The 15908-nt window shown below is 37.6% G+C and carries 15 protein-coding genes; 2 read left to right on the forward strand and 13 right to left on the reverse strand.

Features of this window, described 5'->3' with window-relative positions:
* The 13 genes from ON09_RS09475 to ffh form a co-directional block, all read right to left on the reverse strand.
* Nucleotides 1-638, reverse strand: a 638-nt coding sequence (locus ON09_RS09475; protein WP_010600822.1) for a hypothetical protein, incomplete at its 3' end; no start/stop codon positions are given.
* A 208-nt stretch (nucleotides 639-846) separates the two neighbouring features.
* Nucleotides 847-1554, reverse strand: a complete 708-nt coding sequence (locus ON09_RS09480) for a hypothetical protein (protein WP_010600823.1) — start codon at nucleotides 1552-1554, stop codon at nucleotides 847-849.
* Between the two features lie 437 nt (nucleotides 1555-1991).
* On the reverse strand, nucleotides 1992-2723 hold the full coding sequence (locus ON09_RS09485; RefSeq protein WP_010600824.1) for a hypothetical protein: 732 nt from the start codon (nucleotides 2721-2723) through the stop codon (nucleotides 1992-1994).
* Nucleotides 2724-2734: 11 nt separating this feature from the next.
* Nucleotides 2735-3334, reverse strand: a complete 600-nt coding sequence (locus ON09_RS09490) for a hypothetical protein (RefSeq protein WP_029204239.1) — start codon at nucleotides 3332-3334, stop codon at nucleotides 2735-2737.
* 424 nt (nucleotides 3335-3758) lie between these two features.
* Nucleotides 3759-4397, reverse strand: a complete 639-nt coding sequence (locus ON09_RS09495) for a hypothetical protein (protein ID WP_010600827.1) — start codon at nucleotides 4395-4397, stop codon at nucleotides 3759-3761.
* Nucleotides 4398-4776: 379 nt separating this feature from the next.
* Nucleotides 4777-5442 carry a hypothetical protein gene (locus ON09_RS09500; protein WP_157258904.1) on the reverse strand — a complete coding sequence of 222 codons (666 nt, stop codon included), beginning with the start codon at nucleotides 5440-5442 and terminating at the stop codon, nucleotides 4777-4779.
* 5 nt (nucleotides 5443-5447) lie between these two features.
* Complete coding sequence (locus ON09_RS09505; protein WP_010600829.1) at nucleotides 5448-7247, reverse strand: tetratricopeptide repeat protein; 1800 nt, start codon at nucleotides 7245-7247, stop codon at nucleotides 5448-5450.
* Between the two features lie 143 nt (nucleotides 7248-7390).
* Complete coding sequence (locus tag ON09_RS09510; protein WP_238533642.1) at nucleotides 7391-8434, reverse strand: MBL fold metallo-hydrolase; 1044 nt, start codon at nucleotides 8432-8434, stop codon at nucleotides 7391-7393.
* A 110-nt stretch (nucleotides 8435-8544) separates the two neighbouring features.
* Entirely contained in the window at nucleotides 8545-9297 is a 753-nt protein-coding gene (locus ON09_RS09515; RefSeq protein WP_010600831.1) for a LytR/AlgR family response regulator transcription factor, read from the reverse strand.
* Nucleotides 9275-9487 (reverse strand): GxxExxY protein, encoded by a 213-nt coding sequence (locus ON09_RS26815; RefSeq protein ID WP_083837966.1) that lies wholly within the window; start codon nucleotides 9485-9487, stop codon nucleotides 9275-9277. The genes ON09_RS09515 and ON09_RS26815 overlap by 23 nt, the downstream gene beginning before the upstream one ends.
* 15 nt (nucleotides 9488-9502) lie before the next feature.
* The gene (locus ON09_RS09525; RefSeq protein WP_010600832.1) at nucleotides 9503-9688 is read right to left on the reverse strand and encodes a hypothetical protein; all 186 of its coding nucleotides are present in this window, start codon (nucleotides 9686-9688) and stop codon (nucleotides 9503-9505) included.
* Between the two features lie 52 nt (nucleotides 9689-9740).
* Nucleotides 9741-11279, reverse strand: coding sequence for a YifB family Mg chelatase-like AAA ATPase (locus ON09_RS09530; protein WP_010600833.1), 1539 nt, complete (start codon nucleotides 11277-11279; stop codon nucleotides 9741-9743).
* 374 nt (nucleotides 11280-11653) lie between these two features.
* Complete coding sequence (gene ffh / locus ON09_RS09535) at nucleotides 11654-12994, reverse strand: signal recognition particle protein (protein WP_010600834.1); 1341 nt, start codon at nucleotides 12992-12994, stop codon at nucleotides 11654-11656.
* A 470-nt stretch (nucleotides 12995-13464) separates the two neighbouring features.
* On the opposite strand from ffh, the gene ON09_RS25155 reads away from it, so the two are divergent.
* Nucleotides 13465-13638, forward strand: a complete 174-nt coding sequence (locus ON09_RS25155) for a hypothetical protein (RefSeq protein WP_010600835.1) — start codon at nucleotides 13465-13467, stop codon at nucleotides 13636-13638.
* Nucleotides 13610-15889 carry a DUF5916 domain-containing protein gene (locus ON09_RS09540; protein ID WP_010600836.1) on the forward strand — a complete coding sequence of 760 codons (2280 nt, stop codon included), beginning with the start codon at nucleotides 13610-13612 and terminating at the stop codon, nucleotides 15887-15889. Before ON09_RS25155 ends, ON09_RS09540 begins: the two co-directional genes overlap by 29 nt.
* Nucleotides 15890-15908 lie beyond the last annotated feature (19 nt).

Below are 15908 nucleotides of genomic sequence, written 5' to 3' on the forward strand. Positions count from 1 at the left end.
ATGTGCTGTTCATCCGCAATAAAATCTTCATTTTCTCGGGGATTACAAGCGTAATAAACTAATTGCGCTGGGTTTAAGTTTGGGATAGTTTTTACAGTTGCCTTTTGGGTGTAAAAATCAATATAAATTGAAAACACCTGTTTATCACTTTTTACATATAGGCCAGAACTGAAGCATTTAACATTTGTAATATTTTGGGGTAATCCATTCAGGATTATTTTTTTTGTATCCTTTCCCCATGCAATAATGTAGCTCCACTTTCCATCAATTAAAAACAAACGTCCGTTGATATGTTTTTGGTTTGGATTTGCGCCTAAAATCTTCGAATAAATGGCTAAGTGATCTTCATACTGACGATCTTTTTCTAACTGATAAAAGCCATTTTTATCACTAAACATAAAAGTGCTTTCATCTTCGCCAATGGCTTTGTAAGTTGCCAGGTCTATTCCTTTTATCGGTTTATTAATTTGCCGAACATAGCTAAAACCGTTCGGGTCTTTTTCTGTTAACTGATAAAATAAGCCACGCTCATTCTTGATAATGGCATGTTGTGTGGAAGTATGATAGTGATAACATTCGCTGGCATTTAGCGATGGACCAATAATTAAAACCAAAAGAAGAAAGATTAATTTTTTCATTTGAATATTAAGATACCGCTTATTTAACAATCAAAATCAGCATTCTGTTATTCGCGTTTATATGGCCCATATTTGCGTAGTTAGACTGATTATTTGATTAATTGACATTGTGTTTGTAAAAAAGTTGTCAAACGACTTACGAACAGCCAGCCGAAAAAATATTTATTCTTCCTTTTTTTACCGCTAAAGCTTTAGTCCAGAGTTTCATTTAATAATAAACTATTTTCCGTTTGATGATATAAGTAGGGTCAGGGATGTAATTTTTGCTATTTGACGTTTTTGTCTCTGTCTTTTCAATCCAATTGCCATTAAAATCATATTTAATGGCATATTTTTTAGTCACAATGGTTCCCTCGCTTTCATAATTATTTTCCGTTACATCGCCCTCTTTATTGTATTGATAAGTTACGGTAGATGGAAAGCGTTTTGATTGCGTATCTTTAATGAGCTTATTTTCAGAGTTATAGGTTAAATGATTTTGCTGATAGATTTCGCCGTGTTTGTCTTCCAGTTTTTCTTGGATAAGATTTTTTTTAGCATCGAAAAATTTATGCTGAACGTAAGCTAAAACAAAAGTTTTTTTCTCTTCGTCATATTCGTAAACTTTGCCTGTTTCTTTGTTAGGCTCGTAAGTATATTCAGAATAAAAACTGCCGTTTTTCTTGAGCACTTCTTTACCGTTTTCTATAGTTTTAACATCTTTTCTAAGCAATTTATTTTGTTGGTATTTACACGAAATTTCTTCGTAAACCTCGCCAGTTCGGTAACCTATTTTTTCTTTTTTGGTCAGGTTTTTATCCTCATAAAAATAGCGTTCGTGTAAGTTGTAAGTGTTTTTGTTCTTCGCTTGATCGAACTCAATTACATATACTTTTTCTATATTTCCATCGGAGTTATATTCTACCAATTCGTCCATACCTGCCCCTTCTCGTATGGTTCGGGTGCCACCTTCGTCTACTTTGTAAAAGATTACTTCTTCCGATTTTATTTTTGGTTGATTAGCCGTTTTTTCTTGTGCGCAAGAAATTAATGTTGAAATTAAAATGACGAATAAGATGTTAAGTTTTTTCTATTTTTTTTATTCTTTTTTTGAAGCGCAGAACCTGTGCTAATTTTAAAGTTTGTTCCCGCCAATGCTACTTCCGATAAATCGGAATTCGCGTATGTCGGGGCTATATAACTTCTTTTTTATGCTTTTGGGTGGGTTTTACCTGCACAAACTCTGTACATAAACCCGATAGCGCCAAATAGCCCGGAGCGAGGCAAAGCCTCTCCCGATTTCTCGGGAAGCGAGGACTATTGGCAATAGCGGGACTGAAAACCGCCATCAACTCCTGCACTTTAATTTTCAAATTAATGCCCAACTTTTCTAAAGGCCTCAGTCATAATCGCCCTCGGATCGGCATCTTTAAAAATTGCTTTTGGTATTTTATACTTTTTGGTGGTGGTTTCGCTAGGCATATCTTCCTTCATGGTATTGATGTCGGTTTGCTCGTAAATACCTTTTAGCAAATCGAATTTTTGCTCGGTTTGGCCACCGGCGCCCATGTTAAAAGTGGTAATGTGAGTGAGCACCAATTCTTCGTTGATGTATTTGTAAGTACCTTCTAAACTGCCGTTAGGACCAGTTGCCTGCATAGTTGTTACCAGTTTTCCGCTATCAATGCTTACCTCTTCGAAATCATAATTTTTAAAGCCATCTTCACGATATTTTGGGTCGAAAGCGGTATAAGAAATGGCGTCAACGCTATAAGCCTCTCCTTGTTTGAGCAATACCAACATTGGGCGAAGCGCTGTGGTATCGGTAGTTTTAACTAACACAATTACTTTGTCTGCTACGGCATCATTGTTCAAATCGCCATCGGCTTCTAAGTCAATTTCGTAATCTTTTGGGATGAGATTTTCGACTTTATATGCCATATTGGGGAATGCAGGCAATGGCATTTCCAGTTTATTTGTGTTTAAGGTATCGGGTTGATGCGCTATCGTATCAGCTGGTTTTGCCTTTGTTTTTTCTTCGTTTCGGCAGGCAGAAAAAGTGACAAGAGTAAATAAAATTAAGATGTTTAAAATATGTTTTTTCATTTTGATTTAGGTTATAGTTTACTACTGGAAAAGGCTCCCGTTTTGTAGGTTTTTTTCTCAATTAGGTCGATAAGATATAGCATAATTGGTTTTTTCTTGTAGTTTTCAAGCTCGTCTTTAGTTAGCAAATCAGAAAGCACTCGGTTTACGTCGTCGTAATTGTTGTTAAAATCGTTGGTAAGCATACAGACTACTCTCCTAAAGCGTAGGCAATCGCCAAATTCATACTCACTTTGAAAGGAAATATCTTTTAATTTTTGCAAGTAATAATCTTTAATTTCGGTTTGGTTGGTGTTGGCAATTAAGTCTAAAAAGGTTTCGTTACCATTAAAAAATAAGGCTCTTGCTTTTGCCAATTGCTGTTCGTTAAGTTTGGCCGTATCGGTTTTAAGGATGCCTTTTTGCTTATAATATTTAACAAAATTTTCATCGGGCGCTACGTTATTATCCAAAAACCAATCGATGGATTTGGTGTAACGTTCTTTTGGGTCTTTAACTTTTTCGAGTGTCGAAACACTTTGTATTTGTTTGATTAAATCTTGCCAACTGGCGAATGGATTTCTGTTTTCTACAATTCCAATTACTTGATATTGTTTTGCTCCTTTTTGCAAAAAAAAGCATGCCGTAATACTTTGGTCTTGGACCTATAGGTGTAGCATATCCAATTCCCATACAATCGCCTTTTTCGAAGATTTTAAAATAATCTTCATTTTCTACCAGGTAAGGTAGTTTGGTGTTGGCGTATTTAAAACCGACCGTGTTTTTTACTGTTTGAGTAACGGCTTTCAACTGGTAGAAATGATTTGTAGTGTGGTCATTTATAACATCATCAATATAGGCAATGCTGTCTTGGTCATACAGCAAAATCACATCGCTTTTGAGGGTAAGTTTTCGCACATCGAAATTTTGGGCGTTGGCAAATGAATAAAATAAAAATGTAAGGATGAAAATAGGTAGGTGTTTATTCATATTTTTATTTTAATGATGATGTGAGCTTTGGGTTTCCATATCAATTCCTCGTTCTTTTCATGACGACTAATAATTAAATGACGTTTTTTCTATGAAAACGTGTATGGTTTCTACAGTGTCTTTCTCAAAGAAATATTTTACGGTTAGACTGGTATCGGTTTGGTTGATCAATTTTGCATTTTTAGCATCTCTAATCTCTAAAGTTTTTAGCTCTGGAGATTTAATGATATTTCTCGGATCATTAACGTCCTTTACTTCGATCCAAGTGGTATCGTTTGTAAAAATCTCATCACCATCTTCGAGTTTAATTTTATCAAACAGCAAACCATCCTTTACTATCTGCAAACGTGGTCTGCCCATTACACCATAATTCACAGTTTGTACGCGAATGTTATTCCCGAGGTTGAAATGATTTAATCTACCGCTACCAGAACCAGACAACAGAATGCCAAAAAAAGGCAATGCCATCGGTAGAATGGTTAAAATTAATCCGGCAATGAGCAACCAGAAATATATTTTAGTTGCTATCTTTTTCCAGAAAAGAAAGACCACAATTGGTGTTGCCAAAAGCCAAAGCCAAAAGATTACTCTATCGCTCCAATAACCGGTGAAACTCATTCTTGCGAAACTGTAAAGGCAAATATTCAGGATAATTAAGCCCGAAATAAAGAAGTAAAATCTGAGAAGGATTAGTTTATTTGCCATATTTAACCGTTTGCTATATGCGTGATAACCTACAACTCATATTACCGCATTAAAAAATGGAAGATTATACTTCAGGATGAGTGCTCGAATGTTTTTCGAATGATGTGGAAGCATAAAACACAGTAAATGCTGGATACACCTACCAAAGTTTTACACTTCCTTTTTCACCAATTAAGAGACGTTACTTTCTAAAACCAACAGCTATATAAACCAAAACAAAAATTGCATTCGCAAATAATGATCCTCATAGGTAGAGGTTATTTTGGATTTATGGTACTAAGCTAAATAAAGCTGTTCAGCTATTTCGAGCCATTTATTATTCGTTAACATTTAACAATTATTTGTGCGCAACTGCTAATTATTTGATTTTAAAGTAACGTTAATAATAAAAGAACTGATTGGAATTCGGGATTTTTATTTCTATCCTGCCGGGTATAAATCCATCCATTTTTGGAACGGATGTGAAAGGATATTTGAATTTTTTTTCTGTAGCAGGGTGCGATTGAACAGAATCCTCACAATCTTCATCATCATACCGAACATGAACCTGTTTGGTAGAAAAATTAATATCGTAGGTGTGTTGATAGCCACAATTGTAACTGTCTTTATAGGTAGAGCCAATTAGAAACCAATCATTATTTTGGTAACGATAAATGTTTTTGTGCTTGCTGGTATGCCTTGTATTGTGCCAAAACGTTTGCTGCGTGATAATTGTGTTGTTTTTTATAATGACGGATAAGTCAACGCCATTATCTGTACAGAATCCGCAATCTTCGCTGTTCCATAAAACAGATGTATTCTTTTTCCAGAGTTTTAATTTGCCGTTAAGCATTTTACAGATATACAATTCTCTGGTAAATCCTGTGCGATCGACTCTCTTATTGGAGTTGTAAACAAATATCACCTCGTCAATTCCATCCTTGTCCAAATCACCTTTAGTTTCCAACACCTTGGTTCTTCCGGCAGGAAGAATAAAATCAGGAAGTGTTTGAGCCATGCTTTCAAACGAAAGTAAAATAAAAAATAAAGCCAGATATCTCATCATTTCAATTATTGGTTGCAACTTTTAAGCATCCTGTCATCAATTTCCAATCCCATTTTTTTTGCTGTGAGTATGTCGATGCAATAGTCGTTCTGACCTAAAATTTGTTTAATCCATCCCCTTACATAGTATGAATAAGCTAAATTTTTATCTAATTCCACTGCTTTATTGCAGTCAGCTAGCGCCGCTGAAAAATCATTTTCTGATTTTTTAATTGATGATTTTTGATCAAACACCCAACCCACGTTAGCGGGTAGATTTGGTGATTTGATGCTTAACCGGGATGCTGATTGTTTACCTCCATCCGCCATACTCATGCGGGCTACGGCCCTATTAACATAAGCTATTGCGTAGTCCTGTTTAATTTGGATACTTTTATTAAAATCATTTAAGGCGAGATTATATTTTTGTGTTGCCAGATAAATCAGGCCACGCCGGTTATAGTAAGTTTCGATATTTAATTCTTTAAGATTTGGCGCCAGTGAAATCGCTTTGTTTATTGAGATTAATGCGTTTTCAAAGTCTTCACTATAATGTTGACATTCAGCTATACCAAAATAAATTGATGCAAGAGATGAATTGTAATAAGACAATATATCTGCTTCGCTGGCATTTACAAATCGGGAATTTTTCTTAATCTCTGCCATGATGCTCTCCTTATTTTCTAATGCAGCAGAATAATTTTCGAAGGCATTTTTATAGTTCATCAAAGCCAAATACGCATTCCCTTTAAAGGAAAGTATCATGGCATTTTTCGGAAACTTTTCTAAGCCCTTCTCGTATTGGATTAAAGCCTTATCAAATGCTTTTAAATTATAAAACGCGATACCTCGTTGGTAGTAAAAGCTAGGCATACTTTCGTCGCAGAAGTCGGCAATTGCTTCATCAATAGTTTTTAGTTCAGTTGAATCATTTAGCTTTTGGCCAATGAGTATTTGTCTGGCTTTTTGGTAATCATTACATGCGGCATCTAAATTTTCAAGTTCATAATAAACTTTCGCCCGGTTAAGGTATGCTGATATGGCCCTGGCATCTAGCTTTATCGATTGCGTATAATCTGCAAGTGCCTTATCAAACTGACCTAAATTGCCATAAATTGCACCTCGGCCGTTATAAAAGTAAGCCTGTTTATCATTCAGAGAAATTGCCCTATTGATATCGTTTAGCGCTTCATCTGTTCTGTTCTGACTGTAAAATACGCCGCCACGATAGAAATATGCATCATAGGCCTCTGGAGATAGCGAAATTGCTTTATTAAAATCAGTAATTGCTAAATTCTCATAGCCATTATTTGCATTGTAAGCCCCACGTGAGGTATAATATTCTGCGGAGCTAGGCTCCATTTCTATTGCTTTATTATGGTCAGCTAATGCCCCGAACTTATCGCCGAACTGTTCTTTCAATTTACCACGATTAGAAATAATCAATGCATCTTTCGGGTCAGTCATTACAGCTTTATCTATGTAAGCTGTCGCTTCTTTTTGATTGTTTTTGGCGCCGTATATCCTGGCAATATTTAAATAACAGCGAGCGCATTTTGCATTGATCAGTAAAGCATTACGATAATATTTTTCACCTTCAACCAGGTTGTTGTTTTGAAGGTGGTAAAACCCCAGCAGCCGCAAAAGTGACTCGCTCTTTGGGTTCTGTTTTAATTCTTTATTCAGATATGGGATTATTTTATCAAGCGCTCCAACTTTTAACAGTGAATCTGCATGCAGTTCATATCGGCTTTTTGATTGAGCAAACGACAAATTTTGTACACAAGCACCAATGATGATCATCAGTGTAACCAGTTTAACATTCATAAAAGAAGAATTTTTGCAAAACACTTAAATTTTACAGCTATTTCTTTTAAGATACCTATATCTTTCAAAAATGTTTATACGCATTATTATCCGATGGAGTAAAAACTTTAAAAACGTAGGGAACTTGTTATTATTCGTTAAGATTACTTCACACCAATCCACCATTGTTTAAATACCTGATCAGTAGCTTTCAAGTAAACAAATTCGCCAATCATTGGCGTAACTAAAGGAATTTTTGTTGCCTTGTTCAATTCCGTAATTTTAACCAAAGGCTCATCCCAGGGATGATTTGCCAATACAAACTTTGATGAATGTACCGGAAAGACACGTTTTGCCTGTAAATCTTTCGCTGCCTGCAAAACCTGTTCGGGCAGTAAATGGATATATTTCCATTTCACATCGTATTGACCATCTTCGAGGATAGCCAGATCAATAGGGCCAAATTTATTTCCAATCTGCTTAAAATGAGTGTCGTAGCCACTATCACCACCGATATAAATTTTCATGGTTGGACTTTGAAAAATATACGACATCCAAAGCGTATTATTTCTTGTAAAACCTCGTCCGGAGAAATGCCGGGTTGGTGCAGTATGAACAAAAAATCCGTTACCTAAATCGATACTTTCATTCCAGTCCTTTTCATAAATATTGGCCAGGTCATATCCCCAGGCTTCGAAATCAGCACCTACACCTAATCCGCAAAAAACCTTTTTAGTCTTAGCCTTTAGTTTTATTAAGGTTTCATAATCCACATGGTCGTAATGGTCATGTGAAATAAAAAGATAATCAATATCAGGTAAATCCTCCACTGTATAGCGGTCGGTACCTTTGAAAGCGGTAACCGTTGAAGGAATTGGCGAAGCATTGCCACTAAATACTGGGTCAACGAGTATTCTCTTTCCATCTAGTTGCATAAAATAAGACGAATGCCCAAACCAAACCAAAACGTTAGCATCAATTGGTAAGTTGAGCAGGTTTACTTTTTGAGATGGAATACTATCTACAGGACTTAACCTCGGATGATCGCCAAAAAGTTTGTCGTAAATCACACCAGTTATCGTGTATCCTTCCGTAAGTTCAGGCGTGTGGTTGAGGTTATGGAAAATACCATCTTTAAAGTGGGGCGATTTTTTCATGCGTTCTAATCTTGCCCCTTCTGCAGCCTTTCCAAACAAGGGCTTTTTCATATAGAAATATGTAGCCACCGCAATAATTAAAACCAACGACAAAAAAACAACCAATGTCCATCTAAGGATTTTTATCCATTTAACGTTCATGAGATAGTGGTGAGGTATACTTATTCAATGTGATTGATGTGTTGGAGGATATAATCTTTCCTACGCCCGGAGACAGGGATTTCAGTTTTATCCTTCAGTACGATGGTTCCTGATTTTAAAAATTTATCTACGTATAAAACGTTAACCAAATAAGATTGATGCGGACGTAGGAACCACTTTTCTGGTAACAGTTCATCATAAAATTTTAAAGGTTTTGAAATCATGATCCTTCTTCCTTCGGTTAAAAAAAAGTTCGTATAACCGCCCTCACTTTGGCAATAGATAATCTCACGCAGTTGCAGCACCTGCAAAAATTCTAACGTGTGTAAAACAATGCGGCTATCTAAGTCGCTTTCGCCATGACTAGATTGAGACTTTAAAATAGAGATCTGTTGCTTTTGCTGTGCCAGATGATTTTCGTCTTCCGTAATTATTTTAGATAAGGCTGATTTAAATTCTGCATCGTCCAAGGGCTTCAAAAGATAATCAAGGGCACCAAACTTAATGGCTTTCACAGCAAAATGGTTGTAAGCAGTTATGAATATAATCCGAAAGGGAATTTCGTCCAGTTGATCCAGAATATCAAAAGCCGTACCATCAGTCAGCTGAATATCCATTAAGATCAATTCAGGTTTTGTCGCTCTAATTAATACCAAGCTTTCTGCCACACTGGTGGCGAAGCCAATAAGGTTAAATTGCGTTTCTTTTTGTAAAAGCCATTCGATTTCCTTGCGGATGGCGGGTTCATCTTCAATTATAAGCGTTCTGATCATTCGGGGCGTTTAATCTTCTAAAATCGGTAAAATCATTAATAAATTTCTTTTGTACTTCACTAAAAATATTAACACAATTGAAATTTAGAATTAAACCTTGTGGCGCTTCTATCAATTTCATGTAAGTTAACGTTTGTGCTTCAAAAATAGGAGCGATGGTTTTTGAGGCGTTTACTTCACGGCTTAGCAGTTTTCTGTAGACAGATCACATCTTAAATTTGACGCTACCTCTATTTTTTTTATAAGGAACAGGCATCGAAATTTCTGTTGGGAAGTTTATTTGCTGCAACTTTAATGCTGTTTCCTGCATCCATGGCAACGCTATCCAATAGTCCGCTTTGTGGATTTCTCTCGCTGCACTAATAATATCGTAATGGTGTTTTTCAACCATGTTATATTTAACTATACAGGCTTTAAACTACTGTTTTCACAAATAATTTCGCCTAGCCGGCCCATCCATCACGATCTAAACTTCTATAGTTGATGGATTCTGCTAAATGCTCAAGTTCCACGGTTTCACTTCCATCTAAGTCTGCAATGGTTCTGGCTACTTTTAAAATGCGATCATAAGCTCGGGCCGATAAACCCAAACGCTCCATTGCCGATTTTAGAAGTGTTGTTCCCGCTTCGCTGATTGCACAAACTTTACGAACCATTTTCGGGCTCATTTGTGCGTTGTAATGTAAATCCTCTTTATCGGCAAACCGACGATCTTGAATTTCTCTTGCCCTAATTACACGAGCCCTAATGCGTTCGCTTTTTTCCGCTTCGCGGGATGAAGCCAGTTCCGAAAAATTTACCGGTGTAACTTCAACATGTAAATCAATGCGATCTAAAAGCGGACCTGAAATTTTACTGAGGTATTTTTGAACAACTCCAGGTGCACAAACACATTCCTTTTCCGGGTGGTTGTAAAACCCGCATGGGCAAGGGTTCATTGAAGCCACTAACATAAAACTCGCCGGGTATTCTACTGAAAACCGAGCCCTTGAAATGGAAACTTTTCGATCTTCTAACGGTTGGCGCATCACCTCTAAAACAGTTCGTTTAAACTCTGGCAACTCATCTAAAAAGAGCACACCATTATGCGCTAAAGAAATTTCTCCAGGTGCCGGATTCATTCCGCCGCCAACCAAAGCCACATCGCTAATTGTATGGTGCGGAGATCGGTATGGCCGGACAGTCATTAACGCATCAGCTGCAGATAGTTTCCCGGCAACAGAATGGATCTTGGTGGTTTCTAAAGCCTCATACAAATTCAAAGGAGGCAAAATAGTAGGTAAACGCTTGGCCAACATGGTTTTTCCGGCACCCGGCGGACCAATCAGAATCACATTGTGTCCACCTGCGGCGGCAATTTCCAAAGCACGTTTAATGTTTTCCTGCCCTTTAACGTCAGCAAAATCGTGTTCGTAATTGCTGATATTCTTCAGAAATTCTTCCCGGGTATTAATTTTGACCTGTTCCAAAGGCTCGCTTTTGTTAAAAAAAGCAATTACCTGGGCCAAAGTTTCTACACCGTAAGCAATTAAGCCATCAACAATTGCCGCTTCGCGGACATTTTGCTTTGGTAAAATAAAACCTTTAAATCCATCTTGTTGTGCCTGAATCGCAATTGGCAAAGCACCTTTGATCGGTTGTATGGCACCATCGAGCGATAGCTCACCCATGATGAAATAGTTTTCCAGGTCTTCTGAGGGGATTTGTCCGGATGCTGCTAAAACGCCAATTGCAATAGGTAAATCATAAGCAGAACCTTCTTTTCTAATATCGGCCGGAGCCAGATTAACCACAATTTTTTGCCGTGGCATTCTAAAGCCTGCTACATGAATGGCACTCTCCACACGCTGTAAACTTTCCTTAACAGCATTGTCTGGCAAACCCACCATGTAGTATTTATTGCCGGCGCTAATACTTACTTCGATTGTTATCGTTAGCGCATTCACACCATAAACAGCACTCCCGTATGTTTTTACAAGCATTAAATTTCAATAAAGCATTGGAATGTTATTGTTATTCGGGGATGATATTTGGTTTTCTAATATAAAAAGAAATATTTAAATACGATGGTTGAAACCAGTGGTAATGAAATGTTAAACGATTTGGCATGACTAGGTTAAAAATAGGGAATGAACATTAACGCTTCGCTTTGATTTCATTGCAGTCTGCTTTAGCTGACTGTTCTCTAATGTGTGCAACCAAGGCTTTAGCCAAAATATAAAATTTAGTTAGCGATTTAGGAAACCTAAACTAGCGAGACCAATATAAAAAAATCCCAACCATTTCTGATTGGGATTTTCAAATTTTTAAAATATGCTTCTCGCTTTAAGCGCTAGTCTTTCCTTTGGTTCAAAACCTATCTTTTTCCAAAAGGCATTTTCGGCATACCTTTCATCATCGCTGCTGCGGCTGCAGGATTTGAAAACTGCTTCATCATTTTACGCATGTCTTCAAATTGTTTTATCAGCTTGGTTACCTCTTCAACTTTACTACCCGAACCTTTTGCAATACGTAAACGGCGGCTTTGCTGAATCGCATCCGGATTTTCTTTTTCAAATGGCGTCATCGAATTTATAATTGCTTCGATTGATTTAAAGGCATCGTCCTGAATATCCACATTCTTCATCATCTTACCCACGCCCGGAATCATGCCCATCAAATCTTTCATATTACCCATCTTCTTAATCTGCTGAATCTGGCTATAAAAATCATTGAAATCGAATTTATTTTTGCGGATTTTCTTTTGTAATTCGGCAGCTTCTTTCTCATCAAACTGCATCTGAGCACGTTCAACAAGTGAAACCACATCACCCATTCCCAAAATACGCGATGCCATACGGTCTGGATAAAACACATCAAGTGCTTCCATCTTTTCACCAGTACCAATAAACTTAATCGGTTTGTTTACTACCGATTTAATCGAAAGCGCAGCACCACCACGGGTATCACCATCTAATTTGGTTAAAACAACGCCGGTAAAATCTAGGCGATCGTTAAATACTTTGGCCGTATTCACCGCATCCTGCCCCGTCATCGAATCCACTACGAATAAAATTTCGTGTGGTTGTGTTTTGGCTTTAACTTCCGAAATCTCGTTCATTAAAGATTCGTCGATCGCTAAACGACCGGCGGTATCAATAATAATTACATTATTTCCGTTTTGTTTACCATGCGCAATACCTTCCAAAGCAATACCAACCGGATCGTTCGATTCACGGTTTGCATAAACCGAAACACCAACTGAAGTTCCTAAAACTTCCAATTGATCTACCGCTGCAGGGCGGTACATATCACCAGCAACCAATAGCGGTTTTTTGCCTTTACCTTTTAAGTGTAAAGCCAGTTTACCAGCGAAAGTAGTTTTACCCGCACCGTTTAAACCTGCAATTAAAATAATCGTTGGGTTTGCTTTGGTTTCAAGTTCGGTCACCTCGCCACCCATTAAGGCAGCAAGCTCATCGTTCATGATTTTGGTTAACAATTGGCCCGGCGAAACCGCTGTTAGCACGTTTTGGCCTAAAGCTTTCTGTCTAACCTCATCCGTAAATGATTTAGCTGTTTTATAGTTAACGTCGGCATCTAATAACGCTTTACGAATTTCTTTCATGGTTTCTGCCACGTTAATCTCCGTAATGCTGCCTTGTCCTTTTAATACTTTAAATGCTCTATCTAGCTTGTCCTGTAAATTATCAAACATGTTTTTTGAAGCTGTAAGCTATTTACCCACGGTAAAAGCCAATGTTTTTAATAAAAGGCAAATGTATCAAATTTTGGTTGTAAATCGCTGCACCTCAAAGTCAAAAATCTTTTTTAGAAAATGAATGTTCAGTAGCCTTTGGCAGCCTGTAGTCCCGCCATTCGCTACAATCTTTTTAGCAGCATGAGGGGGGTATTTACCGGTTTTGCAACAAAAAGTATTTCCGCTTTTGTCGGGTTTAGGTACAACGGCCAGCCAGCAACCGTTAAAAAAAGTGTCATTTTTGCCAACTAGCCCTGGGTGCAGCGGTACCCTGCAGCGAGGAAGGTACTGACGAAGCGAAGCGTATTAGCGAAACACAGGAAGCAGTTGAGTTTTATGCAGTAATTTGCGCTTCAAAAACCTAAATAATTTTTAAAATGTGCAACATTTACAATAGTTGATAGTCTTATGCTTACCAAACCAAACGTATGAAATTCTATCTAACCTTTTTGTTGGTATTATCTATGAGCCTTGCTTTTGCCCAGGATCCTGCTAAACAAAAGGAATTGCAAGCAGTAAGAACCATTAAAACGCCTAAAATTGATGGTGTTTTAGATGATGCTTGCTGGATAAATGTACCCATCGCTACAGATTTTTTTTGAAATCAGACCGGTGCCGGGAAGGGTAGAAAAAAAAGATCGTCGTACGGAGATGAAGGTGCTTTATGATGATGTGGCCATTTATGTTTACGCCCGGATGTATGACGACAAGGATAGCGTGTCACACGAATTGGTTTCCCGCGACAACATCGGGAATGCCGATTTCATTTCCATCATTGTCGATCCGTTTTACGATAAAATGAATGGTAATGGCTTCTTTGTAACCGCTGCGGGTGTTCAGTTTGATGCCAAATACTCGCAGGTTGGTGATGAAGACCCCAACTGGAATGCCGTTTGGGAAAGTGCCGTAAAAATTGATGATTTAGGCTGGACCTGTGAAATGAAAATTCCTTATTCAGCTCTGCGATTTTCTGGTAAGGATGTTCAAAACTGGGGCTTAAATTTTAGCCGAAGAATACAAAGAAGTAATACACAAACTTTTTGGAATTTTGTTAACCCAACGGTTAATGGTTTCATCAACCAGGAGGGTTTGTGGACCGGCTTAACCAATATTAAACCTCCGTTGAGGCTTTCTTTTTCTCCATATCTTTCGGCTTATGTAAATCATTACCCTGCTAATTTACCTGGAGTTAAAAATACCACTGCCCGTTTTAATGGCGGTATGGATGTTAAGTATGGCATCAATAACAGTTTTACATTAGACATGACGCTGGTGCCCGATTTTGGACAGGTGCAATCAGATAACCGAATTTTAAACCTTACCCCATTTGAAGTAAAATTTAACGAGAACAGGCAGTTTTTTACCGAAGGAACCGAATTGTTTAATAAAGGAGATTTGTTTTATTCAAAACGCATTGGTTCCATTCCATCTTATTCTAATTACAGTGAAATTGGTACAACTGATAAAATAATTAAAGACCAAACGGAAGCGAAAGTGCTAAATGCAACAAAAATTTCTGGCAGAACGGCGAAAGGTTTGGGTATAGGTATTTTTAATGCAATAACCAGTAACATGCAAACCGAGGTAGAAGATGCTAACGGAAATCTCCGGGAGGTTGAAACCCAACCGTTAACTAACTACAATATCCTTGTTTTCGACCAATCATTAAAGAATAATAGCTCCGCTAGTTTTGTAAATACAAATGTTTTAAGGCAGGGAAGTGCTTATGATGCGAACGTTTCTGCGCTTTTGTTTAACCTGAACAGCAAAGGCAATAAGTATTTCGTAAACGGGGGCGGGAAGATGAGTTACCTGCGTGGAGCCGAGACTTCAACCGGATACAGCTATATTTTAAGGTTCGGAAAACAAAGTGGCAATTTCACATGGCGTTATAATCAGGTTTATGCCGATAATAAATTCGATCCGTCTGATATGGGTTTTTTTACAAATAACAACTTTTTAGATCAAACGGCAGGAATAGGTTATAGCATCTATAAGCCGGGGAAATGGTATAACCAGTTCGAAAGCTGGTTAAATTTAGTTTATTCGAGAAGGGCAATCCCAAGTGCCTATCAAAAAGTTTCTCTTAATTCTGGTTACTGGGTGCAATTTAAAAACTTATGGTCGGCAGAATTTGATGTAAGCTGGGCTGCTAATGGTAACGATTTTTATGAATCCCGTAACGGACAGGTATATCGTGCGCCTGGTAATTTCGGTCTCGCTTTATATGTAAATCCCAATCGTGCAAAAGCCTATAATTTTGGTGGCAACGTTCGTTATTTTAAGCAAAACCTGTTTAATGGAGAGGAGTATAATTTCTATCTGTTTCAAAATTTTAGGTTAAATGATCAGGTTGCATTCGGCCTGGATTTAAATTTTAATCCAAATTACAATTTTGTAAACTGGACCACCATGCAGGGCAATCAGTCAATTTTTTCTAAATACGATCGCCGAACGGTAGAAAACTCTTTTGATGCCAAGTATACGTTTACCAATTTAATGGGTGTTGCCGTGGTGTTACGCCATTACTGGAGCGACAGGAGAAACAAAGCGTTCTATCTGCTGAAACCAGATGGAAATTTAGCAGATTATCAGGGCGCAACGCCTACTGGCACTGATAGAAACTATAACGTTTTCAATATCGATTTAATTTATACCTGGCAATTCGCACCTGGAAGTACGCTAACCTTATCTTACAAAGATGCAGCAGAGACCTATCAAACCTATTATATGGAAAGATACAATCGCAATTTGAGCGGAATTTTATCAGCACCACAAAATAATAGTCTATCAGTAAAGGTGCTGTATTTTATCGATTACCTTGACTTAAAAAGGAAACGTAAGCGGGTTTAAAATTGACCATATACCTCCC

The organism is Pedobacter agri PB92 (genome assembly GCF_000258495.1).
In the GTDB taxonomy this organism is placed as follows: Bacteria; Bacteroidota; Bacteroidia; order Sphingobacteriales; family Sphingobacteriaceae; genus Pedobacter; species Pedobacter agri.

Bases quoted from the DNA above. Each gene is read 5' to 3' on its own strand.
- ON09_RS09480 (WP_010600823.1), bottom strand. From the start codon at position 1,554: ATGGACGAATTGGTAGAATATAACTCCGATGGAAATATAGAAAAAGTA.
- ON09_RS09485 (WP_010600824.1), bottom strand. From the start codon at position 2,723: ATGAAAAAACATATTTTAAACATCTTAATTTTATTTACTCTTGTCACT.
- ON09_RS09495 (WP_010600827.1), bottom strand. From the start codon at position 4,397: ATGGCAAATAAACTAATCCTTCTCAGATTTTACTTCTTTATTTCGGGC.
- ON09_RS09500 (WP_157258904.1), bottom strand. From the start codon at position 5,442: ATGATGAGATATCTGGCTTTATTTTTTATTTTACTTTCGTTTGAAAGC.
- ON09_RS09505 (WP_010600829.1), bottom strand. From the start codon at position 7,247: ATGAATGTTAAACTGGTTACACTGATGATCATCATTGGTGCTTGTGTA.
- ON09_RS09510 (WP_238533642.1), bottom strand. From the start codon at position 8,434: ATGAAAAAGCCCTTGTTTGGAAAGGCTGCAGAAGGGGCAAGATTAGAA.
- ON09_RS09515 (WP_010600831.1), bottom strand. From the start codon at position 9,297: ATGATCAGAACGCTTATAATTGAAGATGAACCCGCCATCCGCAAGGAA.
- ON09_RS09525 (WP_010600832.1), bottom strand. From the start codon at position 9,688: ATGGTTGAAAAACACCATTACGATATTATTAGTGCAGCGAGAGAAATC.
- ON09_RS09530 (WP_010600833.1), bottom strand. From the start codon at position 11,279: ATGCTTGTAAAAACATACGGGAGTGCTGTTTATGGTGTGAATGCGCTA.
- ffh (WP_010600834.1), bottom strand. From the start codon at position 12,994: ATGTTTGATAATTTACAGGACAAGCTAGATAGAGCATTTAAAGTATTA.
- ON09_RS25155 (WP_010600835.1), top strand. From the start codon at position 13,465: ATGAAATTCTATCTAACCTTTTTGTTGGTATTATCTATGAGCCTTGCT.
- ON09_RS09540 (WP_010600836.1), top strand. From the start codon at position 13,610: ATGTACCCATCGCTACAGATTTTTTTTGAAATCAGACCGGTGCCGGGA.